Annotated in this window: 12 protein-coding genes; 7 read left to right on the plus strand and 5 right to left on the minus strand. The window is 73.0% G+C overall.

Translation table 11 applies throughout. The features are described from left to right. Positions 1–14: 14 nt before the first annotated feature. The 4 genes from ACIPPM_RS13545 to ACIPPM_RS13560 are packed head-to-tail and all read right to left on the minus strand — an operon-like array spanning position 15 to position 3,579. The gene (locus ACIPPM_RS13545) at positions 15–674 is read right to left on the minus strand and encodes a response regulator (protein ID WP_401446877.1); all 660 of its coding nucleotides are present in this window, start codon (positions 672–674) and stop codon (positions 15–17) included. Beyond that, the gene (locus ACIPPM_RS13550) at positions 664–1,914 is read right to left on the minus strand and encodes a sensor histidine kinase (protein ID WP_401446879.1); all 1,251 of its coding nucleotides are present in this window, start codon (positions 1,912–1,914) and stop codon (positions 664–666) included. The genes ACIPPM_RS13545 and ACIPPM_RS13550 overlap by 11 nt, the downstream gene beginning before the upstream one ends. A gap of 25 nt (positions 1,915–1,939) precedes the next feature. Beyond that, positions 1,940–2,674, minus strand: coding sequence for an ABC transporter permease (locus ACIPPM_RS13555; RefSeq protein ID WP_401446882.1), 735 nt, complete (start codon positions 2,672–2,674; stop codon positions 1,940–1,942). Further along, the gene (locus ACIPPM_RS13560; RefSeq protein ID WP_401446885.1) at positions 2,671–3,579 is read right to left on the minus strand and encodes an ATP-binding cassette domain-containing protein; all 909 of its coding nucleotides are present in this window, start codon (positions 3,577–3,579) and stop codon (positions 2,671–2,673) included. The genes ACIPPM_RS13555 and ACIPPM_RS13560 overlap by 4 nt, the downstream gene beginning before the upstream one ends. 197 nt (positions 3,580–3,776) lie before the next feature. Between ACIPPM_RS13560 and ACIPPM_RS13565 the strand changes: the two genes are divergently transcribed. The 7 genes from ACIPPM_RS13565 (at position 3,777) to ACIPPM_RS13595 (ending at position 15,736) form a co-directional block, all read left to right on the plus strand. Continuing rightward, on the plus strand, positions 3,777–5,579 hold the full coding sequence (locus ACIPPM_RS13565) for an ABC transporter ATP-binding protein (protein WP_401446887.1): 1,803 nt from the start codon (positions 3,777–3,779) through the stop codon (positions 5,577–5,579). Further along, entirely contained in the window at positions 5,576–7,441 is a 1,866-nt protein-coding gene (locus ACIPPM_RS13570; RefSeq protein ID WP_401446890.1) for an ABC transporter ATP-binding protein, read from the plus strand. Before ACIPPM_RS13565 ends, ACIPPM_RS13570 begins: the two co-directional genes overlap by 4 nt. A 22-nt stretch (positions 7,442–7,463) precedes the next feature. Continuing rightward, entirely contained in the window at positions 7,464–9,176 is a 1,713-nt protein-coding gene (locus ACIPPM_RS13575) for an ABC transporter transmembrane domain-containing protein (protein WP_401446893.1), read from the plus strand. Next, positions 9,173–10,933, plus strand: a complete 1,761-nt coding sequence (locus ACIPPM_RS13580; RefSeq protein ID WP_401446895.1) for an ABC transporter ATP-binding protein — start codon at positions 9,173–9,175, stop codon at positions 10,931–10,933. The genes ACIPPM_RS13575 and ACIPPM_RS13580 overlap by 4 nt, the downstream gene beginning before the upstream one ends. A 285-nt stretch (positions 10,934–11,218) precedes the next feature. Beyond that, the gene (locus ACIPPM_RS13585) at positions 11,219–13,249 is read left to right on the plus strand and encodes a M4 family metallopeptidase (RefSeq protein WP_401446897.1); all 2,031 of its coding nucleotides are present in this window, start codon (positions 11,219–11,221) and stop codon (positions 13,247–13,249) included. 258 nt (positions 13,250–13,507) lie between these two features. Continuing rightward, positions 13,508–15,145, plus strand: coding sequence for a M4 family metallopeptidase (locus ACIPPM_RS13590; RefSeq protein ID WP_401446899.1), 1,638 nt, complete (start codon positions 13,508–13,510; stop codon positions 15,143–15,145). Positions 15,146–15,214: 69 nt separating this feature from the next. Then, on the plus strand, positions 15,215–15,736 hold the full coding sequence (locus tag ACIPPM_RS13595; protein ID WP_401446901.1) for a DUF1990 family protein: 522 nt from the start codon (positions 15,215–15,217) through the stop codon (positions 15,734–15,736). An 11-nt stretch (positions 15,737–15,747) separates the two neighbouring features. Here ACIPPM_RS13595 and ACIPPM_RS13600 read toward each other — a convergent pair whose 3' ends face one another. Continuing rightward, positions 15,748–18,375 carry a glycosyltransferase family 1 protein gene (locus ACIPPM_RS13600; protein WP_401446904.1) on the minus strand — a complete coding sequence of 876 codons (2,628 nt, stop codon included), beginning with the start codon at positions 18,373–18,375 and terminating at the stop codon, positions 15,748–15,750. Positions 18,376–18,620: the final 245 nt, after the last annotated feature.

Genomic DNA, 18,620 nt, shown 5'->3' on the forward strand with positions numbered 1-18,620 from the left:
GCCGGGCGCGGCAGTCAGCCGAGGATGCCGCGCTCGTAGGCCACGGCCACGGCCGCCGCGCGGTCCTTCACGCCGAGTTTGGCGTACAGATGGGTGAGGTGGGTCTTCACGGTCGCCTCGCTGATGAAGAGTTCGCGGGCGATCTCGCGGTTGGAGGTGCCACGGGCGACGAGGGCCAGCACCTCGCGTTCCCGGGCGGAGAGCGGCTCGCCGCCGGGCCGCCGAGGGGTGCGGACGGCACTGACCAGCCGGGAGGCGACGGCCGGGGACAGCACCGTACGGCCCTCGGCGGCGGCCCGGACCGCGGTGAACAGCTCCTCGCGCGGGGCGTCCTTGAGCAGATAGCCGGTGGCGCCCGCCTCGATCGCCGGGAGGGTGTCGGAGTCGGTGTCGTACGTGGTGAGGACCAGCACCCTGGCGCGGGCGGTGCGCCGGGTCAGCTCGCGGATGGCGTCCACGCCCGAGCCGCCCGGCATCCGGAGGTCCATCAGCACCACGTCGGGGTCGAGTTCGGCCGCGCGCCGGACCGCCTCGACGCCGTCGGACGCCTCACCGAGGACGCGGAAGCCGGGCGCCGACTCGAACATGCCGCGCAGACCGTCGCGGACGACCGGGTGGTCGTCCACGATCAGCAGGGTGATGGCGGAGCCTCGGGTCATGGGGTCAGCGGTCATCGCGGACCAACGGTACGCGAGCCGACAGGGCGGTGCCGCCGCCCGGTTCCGACTCGACGGCGAAGGTGCCCGCGATGCGTTCGGCGCGGGCCCGCATCCCGTCGAGGCCGAAGCCCGCGGCGTGGGTGCGGGCGGGCACGGCGGCCGGGTCGAAGCCGGTGCCGTCGTCGCGGATGTCGAGGCTGACCTCGTCGCCCATGTAGGACAGGGTGACCCCGAGCCGGTGCGCGGCGGCGTGCCGGGCCGCGTTGGAGAGGGCCTCCTGGGCGATGCGCAGCAGCGTCGCGGAGACCTCGTCGTGGAGTTGCTCGGTGGTGCCGGTGACGGTGAACTCGGCTCGCACACCGGTGCGTTCGCCCCATTCGGCGACCGTCTTCCGCAGCGCCTCGGGCAGTCCGTCGACGGTGAGGGCGACCGGGGCGAGGTTGTGCACGGAGCGGCGGGCCTCGCCCAGGCTGTGCCGGGCGAGCGAGGAGGCGCGGTCCAGATGGGTGCGGGCCGTGGTCAGGTCGGTGGCGTTGGCGACGACCTGGAGCTGGGCGATGATGCCGGTCAGCCCTTGGGCGATGGTGTCGTGGATCTCGGCGGCCAGCCTGCGCCGCTCGTCGGCCACGCCCGCCTCGCGCGCCTGGAGGAGGAGCTGGGCGTGGAGTGCGGCGTTCTCGTCGAGGGCCTGCTGCAGGGCGGTGTTGGTGCGTTCCAGCTCCGCGATGGTCCCGGCCTGGGCGCTCAGGCGCTCCTGTTCCTGGAGCGCGAACCGGGTGAAGACGGCGACCAGCCCGATGTTGGCGCCGAGCACGACGACGAAGCCGATCCAGAGGACCACACCGTGCGGGGGCATCCCGCCGATCTCGCTGCCCGCCATGGTGACGGCGGTGAGGCAGAGGCCGGGCAGCACCAGCCGACGGGGCAGTTGGTGTCCGGCGGAGTAGTAACCGGCCACGGCGTAGAAGGCGAAGAACGGGTTGAGCCAGGTCAGGGCGAAGGCGAGGGCCCAGCGCAGGAAGTACAGGCCCGCGCTCGTGCGGCTCGGCACCCTCCGGTGGCCGGTCACCGGGCCCCACACCAGCTGGAGCAGCAGGGCGGCGGCCAGCAGGGCGAGCGCGGCGTACAGCTCGTCGCGGCTCATGCCCACGGCCCGGGCGGCCACGGCCGCCGTCACGGTGCCGACGGCGAGCAGCCCGTAGGGCCCCCAGTCGTCGAAGGAGGCCCGGCGCGAGCTCTCCGGCGGTCTCGGCATTCCCCCAGTGTCCGGCACGGCCGCCTCACTCCCAGCGGAACCAGCGCGCGGCGGCCGCCGTGAGCAGCACGGTCCAGGCGGCGAGGACGCCGAGGTGTCCCCAGCCGGGCCAGTGCCCGGCGGCGGCCTCGCCCAGCGCGCGGGCCGCCGCGCCGAAGGGAGTGAAGCCGACCACGCGGGCGAGTACGTCCGGCATCGCCTGCACAGGCAGCCACACGCCCGCGCAGAACATCATCGGGAAGAGCACCGCGGAGCCGATCGCTCCGGCGGTCTTCGTCGTGCGGGACAGCGCCGAGACGACCGACCCGAGGGCGAGGGCCGCGGCCGTCGCGAGCACGAGGGCCAGCAGATAGCCGACGGGCTGACCGGGCAGCAGCACGCCGAAGACGAGCCGTCCGACGAGCAGGGCGAGCAGCGCCGAACCCAGCGCGACGGTGCCCAGCACCACCATCTGGGCGCCCAGCAGCGCGGCGGGCCGCACCGGGGTGAGGGACACGCGGCGCAGGATGCCCCGCTCGCGGTACCCGGTGAGGGTCTGGGGCAGCGCCTGGACGCCGGACATGATCAGGGCGACCAGCACGGTGACGGGCACGTAGGCGTCCACCGGCCGCAGTCCGCCGAGGTCGGGGTCGGCGTGCCGGAAGGAGGGGACGCAGCCGAGGATCGCCAGCAGCAGGGCCGGGAACAGCAGGACCCAGAAGACGGCGAGGGGTTCCCGGCCGAAGAGGCGGAACTCGGTGCGTAGCACGGCGGTGTTCATGCCGTGACCTCCTTGGTCAGGTCCAGGAACGCGTCGTCGAGGGTGGCGTCCACGACGCGCAGTTGGTGGGCGGTGATGCGGTGCCGGGCGAGCAGGGTGAGCACCCCGTTCACGGTCTCGTCGGTGCCGGTGAGCGTGATCCGGCCGTCCCGGTGCTCGACGGAGGCCAGCTCGGGCAGCGCGGCGAGGTCGGCCTCGTCCGGCGGGGCGGACGGGGTGAAGCTGATGACGGTGGCGCCCGCCGAGCGGCGGATCAGACCGGCCGGGCTGTCCAGGGCGGCCACCCGGCCCTTGTCGATCACGGCGAGCCGGTCGCAGAGCCGCTGGGCCTCCTCCATGAAGTGGGTGACGAGCAGGACGGTGACGCCGCCCGCGCGGACCTCCTCGATGAGCTGCCAGGTGTCGCGGCGGGCACGCGGGTCCAGGCCGGTGGTCAGCTCGTCCAGGACCACGATCCGGGGGTCCCCGACCAGTGCCAGCGCGATGAACAGCCGCTGGCGCTGACCGCCGGACAGCTTGCCGAACCGGGTGTCCACCTGGTCGGTGAGACCCAGCCGTTCGGCCAGCGCGCGCCAGTCGGCGGGCCTCGGGTAGAAGGAGGCGTACAGCTTCAGCGCCTCCCGCACGGTCAGTTTCGGCTGGAGTTCGCTCTGCTGGAGCTGGGCGCCGAGGACGCGGGCGACCCGGTCGTGGTCGGCGACGGGGTCGAGCCCGGTGACCCGGACCCGCCCGGCGTCGGGGACGCGGAGCCCCTCGACGCACTCGACGGTGGTGGTCTTGCCCGCGCCGTTGGGGCCGAGGATGCCGAAGATCTCGCCCTCCTCGACCGCGAAGGACACGCCGTCCACGACGGCACGGCCGCCGTAGGACTTGCGCAGATCGGTGACTTCGATGACGGATGCCATGCCGTCGAGCGTCCCGCGCCGGGGCCGTCTCCCACATCGTCCGTCCCGCTCGACGCCGCATCAGCCGATCGGTCGACCCCACGGCTACGACCTCCGCGCCCGCCACCGTGAAACCACTGGTCACCCGAGTACCGCGCGGCCGACGGGGCGGAAAATCCGGTGGGCGGGACGGGGGGGCGGTCCGTACGCTGACACCGGTGTCCACCAACTCTCCCCCCGCCCGGCGCCGCTCCGCCGCCCGTACCCTGCTGCGGCTGTGGCCCTATGTACGCCCGGTGCGCGCACGCTGGTTCGCGGCCGCCGCCACCGCGGTCGTCGCCTCCTGTCTCGGTCTGGTGATCCCGCTCGTCCTGAAGTGGATGGTCGACGGCCCGGTGGCCGCCCGCGACCCGGCCGGGGTGTGGCGGGGCGCGCTGTACCTGCTGCTGATCGGGGTGGCGGAGGCGCTGCTGTTCGGCATCAGGCGCTGGCTGGTGGCCCGTCCGCTGGCGGGCGTGGAGGCGGGCATGCGCGCCGACCTCTACCGGCGGCTCCAGCGGCTCCCGATGGCGTTCCACGACCGCTGGCCCTCGGGCCAGTTGCTGTCGCGGGGCACCGGCGATCTGATGCTGGTGCGGATGTTCCTCGCCTTCCCGCTGACCTTCCTGCTGGTCAACGGGGTGACGATCACCGCGGGGCTGACGATCATGCTGGTGCAGGACTGGGTGCTGGGCCTGGTCGTGCTCGGGCCCGCCGTGCCGCTGCTGTGGGTCTGCGTGGTCGTGGAGCAGCGGTACGCGCACGCGGCCCGGCAGGCGCAGGACCAGGTCGGCGACCTGACCACGCTGGTCGAGGAGAGCGTGCTCGGCATCCGGGTCGTCAAGGGCTTCGGCCGCCACCGCAGCCAGGCGCGGGCGTTCCGGCGTACGGCGATGATGCTGCGGGACACGGAGATCGGCAAGGCGCGGCTGCTGGCGGTCATCTGGGCGGTCATCGTGACCCTGCCCGAGGTGGCGATCGGGGCCGCGCTGGTGCTGGGCGTGCTGCGGGTGGCGGACGGCTCGCTGTCGACGGGCACGCTGGTCGCGTTCCTGAGCACGGCGCTGGCGCTGCGCTGGCCGGTGGAGTCCATCGGCTTCCTGCTGGCGATGTGCCAGGAGGCGGCGACGGCCACCGAACGGTACTTCGAGGTGCTCGACGAGCAGCCCGAGGGCCATGACGACACCGGGGACGTCGAAGCCCCCGCGCCCGGCGAACGCGGCCTGCGCTTCGAGGGCGTGGGTTTCCGCCACGCCGACGCGGCCCCCGGCGGCAAGCCCCTGCTGGACGGGGTCGACCTGCACATCCGGCCCGGCGAGTCGATGGCACTGGTCGGCGCGACCGGCAGCGGCAAGACCACCCTGACCTCGCTGGTGCCCCGGCTGCACGACGCGACCTCGGGCCGCATCACCCTGGACGGCGTCGACATCACCGCGCTCCCCCGCGAGGAACTGCGCGCCCGGGTCGCCGTCGCCTTCGAGGAGCCCACCCTGTTCTCCACGACGGTGGCGGAGAACGTCCTCATGGGTGCCGGGGACGGCGCGGACCGGGAGGAGCTGGACCGGGCCCTCGCCGTGGCCCACGCCGACTTCGCGCACACGCTGCCCGAGGGCCCGGACACCCGGGTCGGCGAACAGGGCCTGAGCCTCTCCGGCGGCCAGCGGCAGCGGCTCGCGCTGGCCCGCGCGGTGGCCGGACAGCCGGAGTTCCTGGTGCTGGACGACCCGCTGTCCGCGCTGGACGTGCACACCGAGGCGGCCGTGGAGGCGGCGCTGCGCCGGGTGCTGGCCGACACCACCGCGCTGATCGTGGCCCACCGCCCGTCCACGGTGCTGCTGGCCGACCGGGTCGCCCTGCTCTCCGACGGCCGCATCACCGCCGTCGGCACCCACCACGAACTGCTGCGCACCAACGCCGAGTACGCCCATCTGATGTCCGGCGGCCCGCGCGAGGCTCCCGAGGAACCCGAGGACTCCCGATGACCACCACGACGTCCGACGCCCCCACCACGGACGACGACCTACCCGGACCGGATCTCCCCCCGGCCTCCGCCGACCCCTTCGACCGGGACGTCCTGCCCACCCCGCCCGGCGCCACCGCTTCCCTGCTGCGTTCGCTGCTCGCCCCGCGCCGGGGCCGCGTCGCGCTCACCGTGCTCCTGCTGCTGCTCCAGCAGGCGGCGGCGCAGACCGGCCCGCTGCTGGTGGCGTACGCCATCGACAGCGCCGTACCGGCCGTGCGCGGGCACGACCACGGGCCGCTGCTCGCGGTGGCGGCCGGGTACGCGCTGTGCGCGCTGGCCTCCGGCGGGCTGCAGTACGGGTTCATCCTGGCGTCCGCGCGGGTCAACCAGGACGCGCTGCTGGACCTGCGCGGCCGGATCTTCCGGCACGCGCAGGCGCTCAGCGTGGACTTCCACGAGCGCTACACCTCCGGTCGGCTGATCTCCCGCTCCACCACGGACGTGGAGGCACTGCGCGAACTCCTCGACGAGGGGCTGCAGGAGCTGGTCACGGTGGTGCTGTCCTTCGTCTACATCTCCGCCCTGCTGCTCTGGCTGGACCTGGGCCTGGGCGCGGTCGCGGTGGCGTCGTTCCTGCCGCTGTACCTGCTGGTGCGGCGCTATCAGCGGCGCGCGCACCGGGTGTTCGCCGCGCGTTCCACGGCGATCGCGGCGCTGATCGTGAAGTTCGTGGAGACGATGAACGGCATCCGTCCGGTGCGCGCGTTCCGCCGCGAGAAGGCCAACGACGGCGAGTTCGCCGTGCTCAACCGGGACCACGAACGCAGCAACGGCGACTCGCTGCTGGAGATGGCGCAGTACGTGGTCGGCTCCCGGCTGGTGGCCAACACGGCCGTCGCCGGGATCGTGCTGTGGGGCGCCTACCGGGTCGCCTCGGGCACGCTGGCGCTCGGCGTGCTGGCGGCGGCGGTGCTGTATCTGCGGCGGCTGTACGACCCGATCGACCGGCTCGGCATGTTCCTCAACTCCTACCAGTCGGCGGCCGCCTCGCTGGGGAAGATCGCCGGTCTGCTGGCCCAGACCCCGTCCGTGCCGGAGCCCGCCGTCTCCCGCGAACTCCCGTCGAGGGACGGCGACTTCCCAGGCCGTGAGGTCGTCTTCGACGGGGTGCGGTTCGCCTACCGCACCGGCGGCGAGGTGCTGCCTCGCTTCGACCTGACGCTGCCGGCCGGGCAGACGGTCGCGGTGGTCGGCTCCACGGGCGCGGGCAAGTCGACGCTGGCCAAGCTGCTGGCCCGCTTCTACGACCCGACCGAGGGCGCCGTCCTGCTCGACGGGATCGACCTGCGCGAACTGTCGCTTCCCGAACTCCGGCGCGGGGTGGTGATGGTGACCCAGGAGGCGTTCCTGTTCTCCGGCACGGTCGCGGACAACATCGCCATCGGCCGTCCCGAGGCCACCCGCGAGGAGATCGAGCACGCGGCGAAGGCCATCGGCGCGCACGAGTTCATCAGCGCCCTGCCCGACGGCTACGACACCGACGTACGCAAGCGCGGCGGCCGTATCTCCGCAGGTCAGCGGCAACTGGTGGCGTTCGCACGGGCGTTGCTCGCCGACCCCGCGGTGCTGATCCTGGACGAGGCGACCAGCTCGCTGGACGTGCCCGGTGAACGGGCGGTGCAGCGGGCGATGACGACCGTGCTGCGCGGCCGCACCGCGGTGGTGATCGCGCACCGGCTGTCCACGGTGGAGATCGCCGACCGGGTGCTGGTGATGGAGCACGGCCGGGTCGTGGAGGACGGCCGCCCGGACCAACTGATCGCCGGTTCAGGTAGGTTCTCGGAGCTGCACAAGGCGTGGCGGGACAGTCTGGCTCAGTGACGGCCGGTGGAACGGGGGCAGGATGATCGACACGTACGGAGATCCCGGCATACCTGATACGCGGGGCGGATGGCGCTATCTGTGGTGGCTGGCGCTGCGCCAGCCGGGGCGTGCGCTGGCGGGCGCGGTGCTCGGCTCCGCGTGGCTGGTGCTGATGGCGGCCCAGCCGTATCTGCTCTCGCGGGCGGTGGACGAAGGGCTGGTGCCGGGTCGGCTGGGGGTGCTGGCGGCCTGGACCGGCGCCATGTTCGCGGCGGGGGTGGGGTGCGCGTGGCTGAGCATCATGCGGCACCGCACCATGACGCGGGTGCGGATGGACGCCAACTTCCGCACGGTGAAGCTGGTGGTGGAGCAGGCGGCAAGGCTGGGCGCCGCGCTGCCGCGCCGGGTGGGGGCCGGTGAGGTCGTCACCGTCGGGGTGGGCGATGTGCAGACCCTCGCGCAGGCGCTGACCGTGATGGGGCCGGGGGTCGGCTCGGTCGTCGTGTACTCGGTGGTGGCCGCGCAGTTGCTGACCATCTCCGGTTCGGTCGCCGCCGTGGTGCTGCTGGGGGTGCCGGTCATCGCGCTGCTCACCGGCCCGCTCACGCGGCGCCTCCAGGGCACCGAGACCGAGTACCGGGAGCGGCAGGGCATCCTGACGGCCCGCATCGGCGACCTCGCGGGCGGGCTGCGTGTGCTCAACGGGCTCGGTGGGAAGCGGCTGTTCGCGGACGCGTTCGCCCAGGACTCGGGGCGGCTGCGGGAGCAGGGCTACCGGGTGGGCGCGGTGACGAGCTGGGTGCAGGCGCTCGGTCTGGGCCTGCCGACGCTGTTCCTGGCCGCGGTGACCTGGCTGGCGGCCCGGCTCGCGGCCGAGGGCGCGATCACGGTGGGCGAGCTGGTGTCGGTGTACGGGTACGCGGCGGTGCTGATCGGTCCGGTCGCGTTCTTCGTGGAGATGAACTACGACCTGAACCGCGCGGTGGTCGCCGCCCGCCGGGTGGTGGCCGTGCTGCGGCTGGAGCCCGAACCGGACGACGGCACGCTGACCGCCCCCGAACACCCGGCCGAGCTGCACGACCCGGCCTCCGGTGTCCGGGTGGCGCCGGGGCGGCTGACCGCGCTGGTCGCGGCCCGTTCCGCCGATACCGCCGCCGTGGTGGACCGCCTGGGCCGGTACGGGCCGACCGAGGCGCTGTGGGGCGACGTACGGCTGGACGCGGTGCCGCTGGCCGAGGTGCGCGCGCGGGTGCTGGTCGCGGACAACGAGGCCGACCTGTTCGCCGGTCCCCTGCTGGAGACGGTGTCCGCCGGGCGCCCGGCGGACGAGGCCGCGGTGCGCCGGGCGGTGCGGGCGGCGGTCGCCGAGGACGTCGTACGGGGGCTGCCGGAGGGCCTGGACACGGTGGTGTCCGGGCAGGGCCGCAGCCTGTCCGGGGGCCAGCGGCAGCGGGTCCGGCTGGCGCGGGCGCTGCTGGCCGACCCGGAGGTGCTGCTCGCCGTGGAGCCGACGTCGGCGCTGGACGCGCACACCGAGTCGGCGGTCGCGCACCGGCTGCGCGAGGCGCGGGAGGGCCGTACGACGGTGGTGACGTCGACCTCGCCGCTGCTGCTGGACGTGGCGGACACCGTGCTGTTCCTGGTGGACGGCAAGGTGGCCGCGAGCGGCCCGCACCAGTTGCTGCTGGACCGCGAGAAGGGCTACCGGGACCTGGTGGCACGGGACTTGACGGACGGGGAGGCCCTGCGGTGACGACGGACACGGGAGCGCTGCCGGTCGCGGACCGGGGCACGGTACGGCGGGCGGCCGCCCGGCTGGTGCGCGCGGACGGGCGGGCCTTCGCGGCCGCGCTGGCGCTGAACGCGCTGGCGGCCGGTGCGGGCATCGTGGGTCCCTGGCTGGTCGGCCGGATCGTGGACGAGGTCCGCGCCGGGCGCGGGGTCGGCGCGGTGGACCGGCTCGCGCTGTGGATCCTGCTGTGCGCGCTGGCCCAACTGGTGCTGGCCCGCTGGGCGCGGTACGTGGCGCACCGGTTCGGGGAGCGGACGCTGGCGCGGGTGCGGGAGACCTTCGTCGAACGGCTGCTGGGGCTGCCCGCGTCGACGGTGGAGCGGGCCGGTACCGGGGATCTGACGGCGCGCGGTACGGCGGACGTGGCGACGGTCGGCACCACGCTCAGGGACATCGGTCCGGAGCTGCTGGTATACGCGGTGCAGGCGCTGTTCGTGCTCGGCGCGGTGTTCGTACTCAGCCCGTGGCTGGGCCTGTTCGGGCTGCTCGGGCTGACCCCGGTGTGGCTGGCGGTGCGCTGGTATCTGCGGCGGGCGCGGGACGCCTATCTGGCCGAGGGCGCGGCGACCTCGGCGGTGGCGGAGATCGTGGCGGCCACGGCGGGGGGCGCGCGGACCGTGGAGGCGTTCCGGCTGGAGGCGGCGCGCACGGCGGCGAGCCGGGAAGCGCTGGAGCAGTCCCGCCGCTCCCGCTTCCGCACGCTGGGGCTGCGGACCGTGTTCTTCCCCTCCGTGGAGATCTCGTACACGATCCCGGTGGCCGGGGTGCTGCTGGTCGGGGGCTGGCTGCACGGGCGCGGGCTGATCGGGCTCGGCGCGGTGGTGGCCGGGGCGCTGTACATGCGGCAGTTCACCGACCCGCTCGACATGGTGCTGATGCGGCTGGAGCAACTCCAGTCGAGCGGAGCCTCGTTCGCCCGCGTGGAGGGCATCGCCGAGGCGCCGGGCACCCCGGTGGACCGCACGCGGACCCCGGTGGACGACCGGATCGAGGTGCGCGGGGTGCGATACGCGTACGAGCGGGGCGGCGAGGTGCTGCGCGGGGTGGACCTGACGGTACGGCCCGGTGAGCGGCTGGCCGTGGTCGGCGCTTCCGGCGCGGGCAAGACCACGCTGAGCAGGCTGCTGGCCGGGATCGACGCGCCCGCGTCCGGCACGGTCACGGTGGGCGGGGTTCCGGTCGCGGAGCTGGAGCCCGCCCGGCTGCGCCGCCAGGTGGTGCTGGTCACCCAGGAGCACCATGTGTTCCTGGGCTCGGTCCGGGACAACCTGCTGATCGCCGAACCCGGCGCCACCGACGAGGAGTTGTGGCGGGCGCTGGTCGCGGCGGGCGCCGACGGCTGGGTGCGGGAGCTGCCCGAGGGGCTGGACACCGGGCTCGGTCAGGGCGGGCAGGTCACCGACGGTTCCCAGGCGCAGCAGCTCGCGCTGGCCCGGGTGGTGCTGGCCGACCCGCACACCCTGATCCTGGACGAGGCGACCGCCCTGCTGGACCCGGCCACCGCCCGGCACACCGAGCGCGGCCTGGCCGCGGTGCTCACGGGCCGTACGGTGATCGCCATCGCGCACCGGCTGCACACCGCACACGACGCGGACCGGGTCGCGGTGATGGAGGACGGTCTCGTCACCGAGCTGGGCACGCACGACGAACTGGTCGCGGCGGACGGCGCGTACGCGGCGCTGTGGCGCACCTGGCACGGGGACGGCGGCACGGCCTGAGAGCCGTCGACACATCCGTTCAACACGCTTGCAGTAAAGGGGAGTTGGCAGGGGAGGCACACCTTCCGGCCAACTTCCCGACGCACTCATGACAGGCCCCCCGCTGCCCTGTCACTCTTCCCACGACCGACTCACAGCGACCGCACAGCGCTCGCGCGGCCCGCGCCACCCGCGCCCTGACGCGCAGCACGCACCGCGCACCGCCCTGTTCTGCCCCGGACGCCCCAACCCACCGTCCGGTCTCCCTCGGCCGCGCGACCGGCGGCCACGCAGAAGGAGTCAGTGTTGAGCAGCAGCAACCCCTCCCGCAGACGCGTCTCCCCGCGCCGCCGTACCGCCACCGTCGCCCTGGCCGGAGTGGCGGCGCTCATCGCCGCCGCCGTCCAGTCCGGCGCGGCGACCGCCGCCCCGGCGGGACCCCGGCCGGGCAAGGCCGACCCCGCGCACAGCTCCGTACGCCTCACCCCCGCCCAACGCTCCGGGCTGATCCGCGACGCCGAGGCCGGGCGGGCGGACACCGCCCGCTCGATCGGGCTCGGCGCCCAGGAGAAGCTGGTCGCCCGCGATGTCGTCAAGGACGGCGACGGCACCCTGCACACCCGCTACGAGCGCACCTACGCGGGCCTGCCCGTGCTCGGCGGCGACCTGATCGTGGACACCGCGCCCTCCGGCGCGACCCGGCGCGTGCTGAAGGCGTCCGGCGCCACGCTGAAGGTCACCGGCCTCACCCCGGCCGTGCCGAAGGCGACGGCGGAGCGGCAGGCGGTGGCGCGGGCGAAGACGCTCGGCGGCACCAGGTCGGCCGCCGACAGCGTGCGCCAGGTGATCTGGGCCGCCACCGGCAAGCCCGTCCTCGCCTGGGAGACGGTGGTCGGCGGCCTCCAGGACGACGGCACCCCGAACGAGCTGCACGTCGTCACCGACGCCGCGACCGGCAAGAAGCTCTACGAGTACCAGGGCGTCCGCACCGGCGTCGGCAACACCCAGTACAGCGGCCAAGTGCCGCTCACCACCACCCAGTCGGGCTCGACGTACAACCTGGCCGACGGGGACCGGGGCGGCCACAAGACGTACAACCTCAACCGGGGCACCTCCGGCACCGGCACCCTGTTCTCGCAGGGAACCGACACCTGGGGCAACGGCACCGTCTCCGACCCGGCGACGGCGGGCGCGGACGCCCACTACGGGGCGGCGGTCACCTGGGACTTCTACAAGAACACCTTCGGCCGCAGCGGCATCAAGAACAATGGGGTCGGCGCCTACTCCCGCGTCCACTACGGCAACGCCTACGTGAACGCCTTCTGGAGCGACTCCTGCTTCTGCATGACCTACGGCGACGGCTCCGGCAACGCCGACCCGCTGACCGCCCTGGACGTCGCCGGGCACGAGATGAGCCATGGCGTCACCGCCAACACGGCCGGGCTCAACTACTCGGGTGAGTCAGGCGGGTTGAACGAGGCGACCTCCGACATCTTCGGCACCGGCGTGGAGTTCTACGCCAACAACAGCTCCGACCCCGGTGACTACCTCATCGGCGAGAAGATCGACATCAACGGCGACGGCACCCCGCTGCGCTACATGGACAAGCCGAGCAAGGACGGCGCGTCCAAGGACACCTGGTACTCCGGTATCGGCGGGGTCGACGTGCACTACTCCTCCGGCCCGGCGAACCACTTCTTCTATCTGCTGAGCGAGGGCAGCGGCGCCAAGGTGATCGGCGGGGTCTCCTACGACTCCCCCACCGCCGACGGCCTCCCGGTCACCGGCATCGGCCGGGACAAGGCCCTCCAGATCTGGTACCGGGCGCTCACCACCAAGTGGACGTCCACCACCAACTACTCGGGCGCCCGCACCGGCACCCTGGCGGCGGCCGGGGAGCTGTACGGCACCACGAGCGCGGAGTACGCGGCGGTGCAGGACGCCTGGGCGGGCGTCGGGGTCGGCACCCGGCCCGGCGGCGACACCGGCACCTCGTACGAATCCACCACTCCCGTGACGATCCCGGACAACGGTCCCGCGGTCACCTCGGACATCACGGTCTCGGGGAGGAGCGGAAACGCGCCAAGCAACTTGCGCGTGGCCGTGAATATCACCCACACCTGGCGGGGTGACCTGGTGATCGATCTGGTCGGACCCTCGGGCACCTCGTACCGGCTGAAGAGCTTCAGTTCCTCGGACTCCGGGGACGACGTGGACGAGACCTACACCGTCAATGCAGCGGCCGAACCCGCCAACGGAACCTGGAAATTGAAGGTGCAGGACCAGGCGGCGCAGGACAAGGGCACCCTCAACTCCTGGAAGGTCACCTTCCCGTAGACCACCCCTCCGCCGCCCCTCGCGGCCGGTGAACGGGTGCCGTCCGGAGCGTGAACACCCCTCCGGACGGCCCCCGTTCACACGCCTGCAACAACATCAAGACGCAATGTTTCAGCCAACATCACCACAGGGTCATGACATGTACGCGTCCCTGGTGCCACGCTCTCCCCACCCGCCGCAGCTGCACAGCGACTTCAGTACGCACCACCCGGCCAGTGACCCCACGCTGACCGGACGCCCCCACGTCAAGGAGCTACTGTGAGCCCCCTCTACGCGCGTCACAAGCGCACCACCCTCGCCATCGCCACCGCCGTCGCCGCCGGTGCCCTCCTCACCACGGGCCTCTCCTCCAGCGCGAACGCGGAGAACAAGGCCCTGGCCGGCGCCCCGACGCTGCTGTCGGCCTCGGCCCGCACCACGCTCATCCAGCAGGCCCAGTCCGACGCCTCCGGGACCGCCCAGCGCATAGGTCTCGGCGTCAAGGAGAAACTGGTGGTCAGAGACGTCGTCAAGGACGTCGACGGCACCGTCCACACCCGCTACGAGCGCACTTACGCGGGCCTCCCGGTCCTCGGCGGCGACCTCGTGGTGCACACCGCCAAGTCCGGCAAGGCCGAGGGCGTCACCAAGGCCACCTCGGCGGCCATCAAGGTGGCCTCGCTGAAGCCGCAGATCACCACGGCCAAGGCGGAGCAGCAGGCCGTCGGCGCCGCGAAGACGCTCGGTTCCGCCAAGACCGAGGCGGACGGCGCCCGCAAGGTCATCTGGGCCGGCTCCGGCAAGCCCGTCCTCGCCTACGAGACCATCGTCGGCGGCTTCCAGGACGACGGCACCCCGAACCAGCTGCACGTCATCACCGACGCCGCCACCGGCAAGAAGCTCTTCGAGTACCAGGGCATCGAGAACGCGACCGGCAAGACGCTGTACTCCGGCACGGTCACCCTCAACTCCGTGCAGTCGGGCTCGACGTACCAGCTCACCGACAGCGCCCGGGGCAACCACAAGACCTACAACCTGGCCCGCAAGACGTCCGGCACGGGCACCCTGGTGTCCAGCACCACCAACGTCTTCGGCACCGGCACCGCCTCCAGCTCCTCCTCCGACCAGACCGCGGCCGCCGACGCCGCCTACGGTGCGGCGCAGACCTGGGACTTCTACAAGAACACCTTCGGCCGCAGCGGCATCAAGAACAACGGGGTCGGCGCCTACTCCCGCGTCCACTACGGCAACGCCTACGTGAACGCGTTCTGGGACGACTCCTGCTTCTGCATGACCTACGGCGACGGCTCCGGCAACGTCGACCCGCTGACCTCGCTGGACGTCGCGGGCCACGAGATGAGCCACGGCGTCACCTCCAACACCGCGGGCCTGAACTACTCGGGCGAGTCCGGCGGCCTGAACGAGGCCACGTCCGACATCTTCGGCACCGGCGTGGAGTTCTACGCCAACAACGCCTCCGACCCCGGTGACTACCTCATCGGCGAGAAGATCGACATCAACGGCGACGGCACCCCGCTGCGCTACATGGACAAGCCCAGCAAGGACGGCGGCTCGGCGGACTCCTGGTCCTCCGGCGTCGGCAACCTGGACGTGCACTACTCGTCCGGCGTCGCCAACCACTTCTTCTACCTGCTGTCCGAGGGCAGCGGCGCGAAGACGATCAACGGGGTGTCGTACAACTCCCCGACCTCCAACGGCTCCACGGTCACCGGCATCGGGCGCGCCAAGGCGCTCCAGATCTGGTACAAGGCGCTCACGACGTACTTCACGTCGACGACCAACTACAAGGCGGCCCGCACCGGCACCCTGAACGCGGCCTCCGCGCTCTACGGCGGCACCTCCAGCGCCGAGTACAAGGCGGTGGCGGCGGCCTGGTCGGCGGTCAACGTCAGCTAGTGGTCCAGTAGTTGAGACTGGGCGCCCCCTGGGAGGTGATCTTCCGGGGGGCGCCCTAGTCTGGTGCCCATGTCCTCGGCGCCCTTCACCTACGAGCCGGTCGGCGCGACCCGCGACGATCTCGCCGTCTGCCCGCCCGGCTTTCACCACCTCTTCTCCCGCACCCGGATCGGCGAGGGCCCCGCGGTCTTCCACCGGGCCGCGGAGGCACTCCTCACCTGGGAGATGCACCGCGCGATGGGGGTCGGCATGGACACCGGCGCCGAGCGCGCGACCCCCGGCACGGAGGTCACGGTCAGCCTGGGCAACCTGATCAAGGCCCCCTGCCGGGTCGTCTGGACCACCGACGAGCCCCGCCGCGCGGGCTGGGCCTACGGCACCCTCCCCGGCCACCCCGAGCACGGCGAGGAAGCCTTCGTCGTCGACCGCACCGGCGACGGCACCGTCTGGCTCACCGTCGCCGCCTACAGCCGCCCCGCCAAGTGGTACACCCGCACCGCGGGCCCGGTCGCCCGAGCCTTCCAGCACGCCTACGCCCGCAGATGCGGAGCCACCCTGAAGCAGCTCTGCGCGGCGGAGGACGAGGGCTAGGGGCCCGTCCCTCAGCGCATCAGCACCCCCGCCGACTCCACCGCCTCCTCCGACGGCGCCGTCACCAGGCCCGTCTCCGCCGTGGAGGCGAGAAGGCGGTGGGTGGGGAGGATGCGGACGGTGTAGCCGAAGGGTCCGGTGCGGTCGAGGAAGAGGGGGCCCTCGTAGAGCCAGCGGCCCTCCAGGTCGGGGTTGCCGACCGGCTTCAGCGGGACCGTGCCCGCGTCGGTGATGCGGTCACCGGAGTCGACCCGGCCGGACACCACCTGCACCTCCACGTCGTCCGGGGTCAGCTCGCCGAGCCCCACCCGCACCCGGAGCCCGACACTGGAGCCCAGTTCCGCCGTGGCGGTCGGCGCGGTGGTCTCCACATGGTCGACGCTCACCCCGGACCACGCCCCCCGCACCCGCGCCTTCCACGCGGCAAGTTCGCGCGCGGTGTCCGGGGCGAGCGCGCGGTGGGCCTGCGCGGCCGGGGCGTAGAGCCGCTCGACGTACTCGCGGACCATGCGACCGGCCAGCACCTTCGGGCCGAGCAGGGTGAGGGTCTGGCGGACCATCTCGATCCACCGGTCGGGCAGGGCGGCCCGGCCGCGCTCGTAGAAGCGCGGGGTGACCCGGCCCTCCAGGAGTTCGTACAGCGCGGCCGCCTCGATGTCGTCGCGGCGCTCGATGTCGGTGGCCGTGCCGTCCGCCGTGGGGATGGCCCAGCCGAAGTCGGGCTGGAACCATTCGTCCCACCAGCCGTCCAGCACCGAGAGGTTGAGACAGCCGTTCAGCGCGGCCTTCATCCCGGAGGTGCCGCACGCCTCCAGCGGGCGCAGCGGGTTGTTCAGCCAGATGTCGCAGCCGGGGTAGAGCTTCTGCGCCATCCCCATGCCGTAGTCGGGCAGGAACACGATCCGGTGCCGTACCCGCGGGTCGTCCGCGAACCGCACCAGTTCCTGGACGAGCTTCTTGCCACCGTCGTCCGCCGGGTGCGCCTTGCCCGCGACCACGATCTGCACCGGCCGCTGCGGATGCAGCAGCAGCTCGGTCAGCCGCTGCTTGTCCCGCAGCATCAGGGTGAGCCGCTTGTACGAGGGCACCCGCCGGGCGAACCCGATGGTGAGCACGTCCGGGTCGAGCACCCCGTCGATCCAGCCCAGCTCGGCGTCGGCCGCGCCGCGCTGCCGCCAGGAGGCGCGCAGCCGGGACCGTACCTCCAGCACGAGCTGTTCGCGCAGGGTGCGGCGCAGCTCCCAGATCTCCTGGTCCGGGATCTCCGCGACCGCGTCCCAGCGCTCGGAGCCGCCCACGGTCAGCGCGTCCTCGGCCCGCTGCACGCCGAGCTGGCGGGAGCCGAGCCGCAGCACCTCAGGGGCGACCCAGGTGGGGGCGTGCACCCCGTTGGTGACCGAGGTGATCGGCACCTCCTCGGCGTCGAACCCCGGCCAGAGCCCGGCGAACATCTCCCGGCTGACCTGCCCGTGCAGCAGCGACACCCCGTTGGCCCGCTGGGCCAGGCGCAGCCCCATCACGGCCATGTTGAAGAGATTGGGCTCGCCGCCGGGATAGGTCTCGGTGCCCAGCGCCAGTACCCGGCGCGGGTCGAGGCCGGGCAGTTCGGCGTCGGGCCCGAAGTGCCGGGCGACCAGCTCCCGGTCGAAGCGGTCGATCCCGGCCGGGACGGGGGTGTGGGTGGTGAACACCGTCCCGGACCGCACGGTCTCCAGCGCCGCGTCGAAGTCGAGGCCCCCCTTGTCCGGTGCACCCAGTTCGGCGATCCGCTCCAGGCCGAGGAACCCGGCGTGCCCCTCGTTGGTGTGGAACACCTCCGGCTCGGCGTGCCCGGTGAGCCTGCAGTAGGTGCGCACGGCGCGGACACCTCCTATGCCGAGCAGCATCTCCTGGAGCAGCCGGTGCTCGCTGCCGCCGCCGTAGAGCCGGTCGGTGACACCGCGTTCGGCGGGGTCGTTCTCCTCCACGTCGGAGTCGAGCAGCAGCAACGGGACCCGGCCCACCTGCGCGACCCAGATCCGGGCGTGCAGGGCGCGGCCGCCGGGCAGCGCGAGGGAGACCCGGGCGGGGGTGCCGTCGTCCTCCTTGAGCTGGGTGAGGGGCAGCTCGTTGGGGTCGAGGACGGGGTAGTGCTCCTGCTGCCAGCCGTCGCGGGAGAGGGACTGGCGGAAGTAGCCGTGCCGGTAGAGCAGTCCGACGCCGATCAGCGGGGCGCCCAGGTCGCTGGCCGCCTTGAGGTGGTCACCGGCGAGGATGCCGAGGCCGCCGGAGTACTGGGGCAGGGCCGCGGTGATGCCGAACTCGGGCGAGAAGTAGGCGACGGCGGCGGGCAGCCCGTCGCCCTGCTGCTGGTACCAGCGATCGCCGCTCACATAGTCGTCCAGGTCGTCGGCGACCGCGCTCAGCCGACGCAGGAAGCGCCGGTCCTGCGCCAGCTCGGCGAGCCGGGCGGGGCTCACCCGGCCCAGCAGCCGCACCGGGTCGCCCTCGGCGGCGGCCCAGTGCTCGGGGTCCACGGACTGGAACAGGTCGCGCGTCTCCGCGTGCCAGGACCAGCGGAGGTTGCGCGCCAGGTCGCTGAGCGGCAGGAGGGGTTCGGGGAGAACGGGACGGACGGTGAACCGACGGATCGCCTTCACATTCCACCTCGGGACGCGTTCGCGGGGTGAGACGCACGGCGCTGTACGTCTCGTCGTCATTGTCGACGGTAGTGGTTACCGGGGCGTCACCGGGGACGCATCCGGGTGAAGCGGCCCGAACACGGCACATCCGGTACGCAGGGGAAGCGAGCACCGCCGAGGGGCGCCCGGTGCCGAAGCGCCGGGATTTGGCCGAACCCCGCCGTACCGGGGGGAGTCAAGGCACGCCGGGCGGGAATCCGGGA

It is taken from the genome of Streptomyces sp. NPDC090119, assembly GCF_044747085.1.
Taxonomy (GTDB): domain Bacteria; phylum Actinomycetota; class Actinomycetes; order Streptomycetales; family Streptomycetaceae; genus Streptomyces.

Excerpts from the sequence above, each read along its gene's own strand:
- ACIPPM_RS13550 (WP_401446879.1), bottom strand. The coding sequence starts at position 1,914 with ATGCCGAGACCGCCGGAGAGCTCGCGCCGGGCCTCCTTCGACGACTGG.
- ACIPPM_RS13570 (WP_401446890.1), top strand. The coding sequence starts at position 5,576 with ATGACCACCACGACGTCCGACGCCCCCACCACGGACGACGACCTACCC.
- ACIPPM_RS13560 (WP_401446885.1), bottom strand. The coding sequence starts at position 3,579 with ATGGCATCCGTCATCGAAGTCACCGATCTGCGCAAGTCCTACGGCGGC.
- ACIPPM_RS13595 (WP_401446901.1), top strand. The coding sequence starts at position 15,215 with ATGTCCTCGGCGCCCTTCACCTACGAGCCGGTCGGCGCGACCCGCGAC.
- ACIPPM_RS13545 (WP_401446877.1), bottom strand. The coding sequence starts at position 674 with ATGACCGCTGACCCCATGACCCGAGGCTCCGCCATCACCCTGCTGATC.
- ACIPPM_RS13555 (WP_401446882.1), bottom strand. The coding sequence starts at position 2,674 with ATGAACACCGCCGTGCTACGCACCGAGTTCCGCCTCTTCGGCCGGGAA.
- ACIPPM_RS13575 (WP_401446893.1), top strand. The coding sequence starts at position 7,464 with ATGATCGACACGTACGGAGATCCCGGCATACCTGATACGCGGGGCGGA.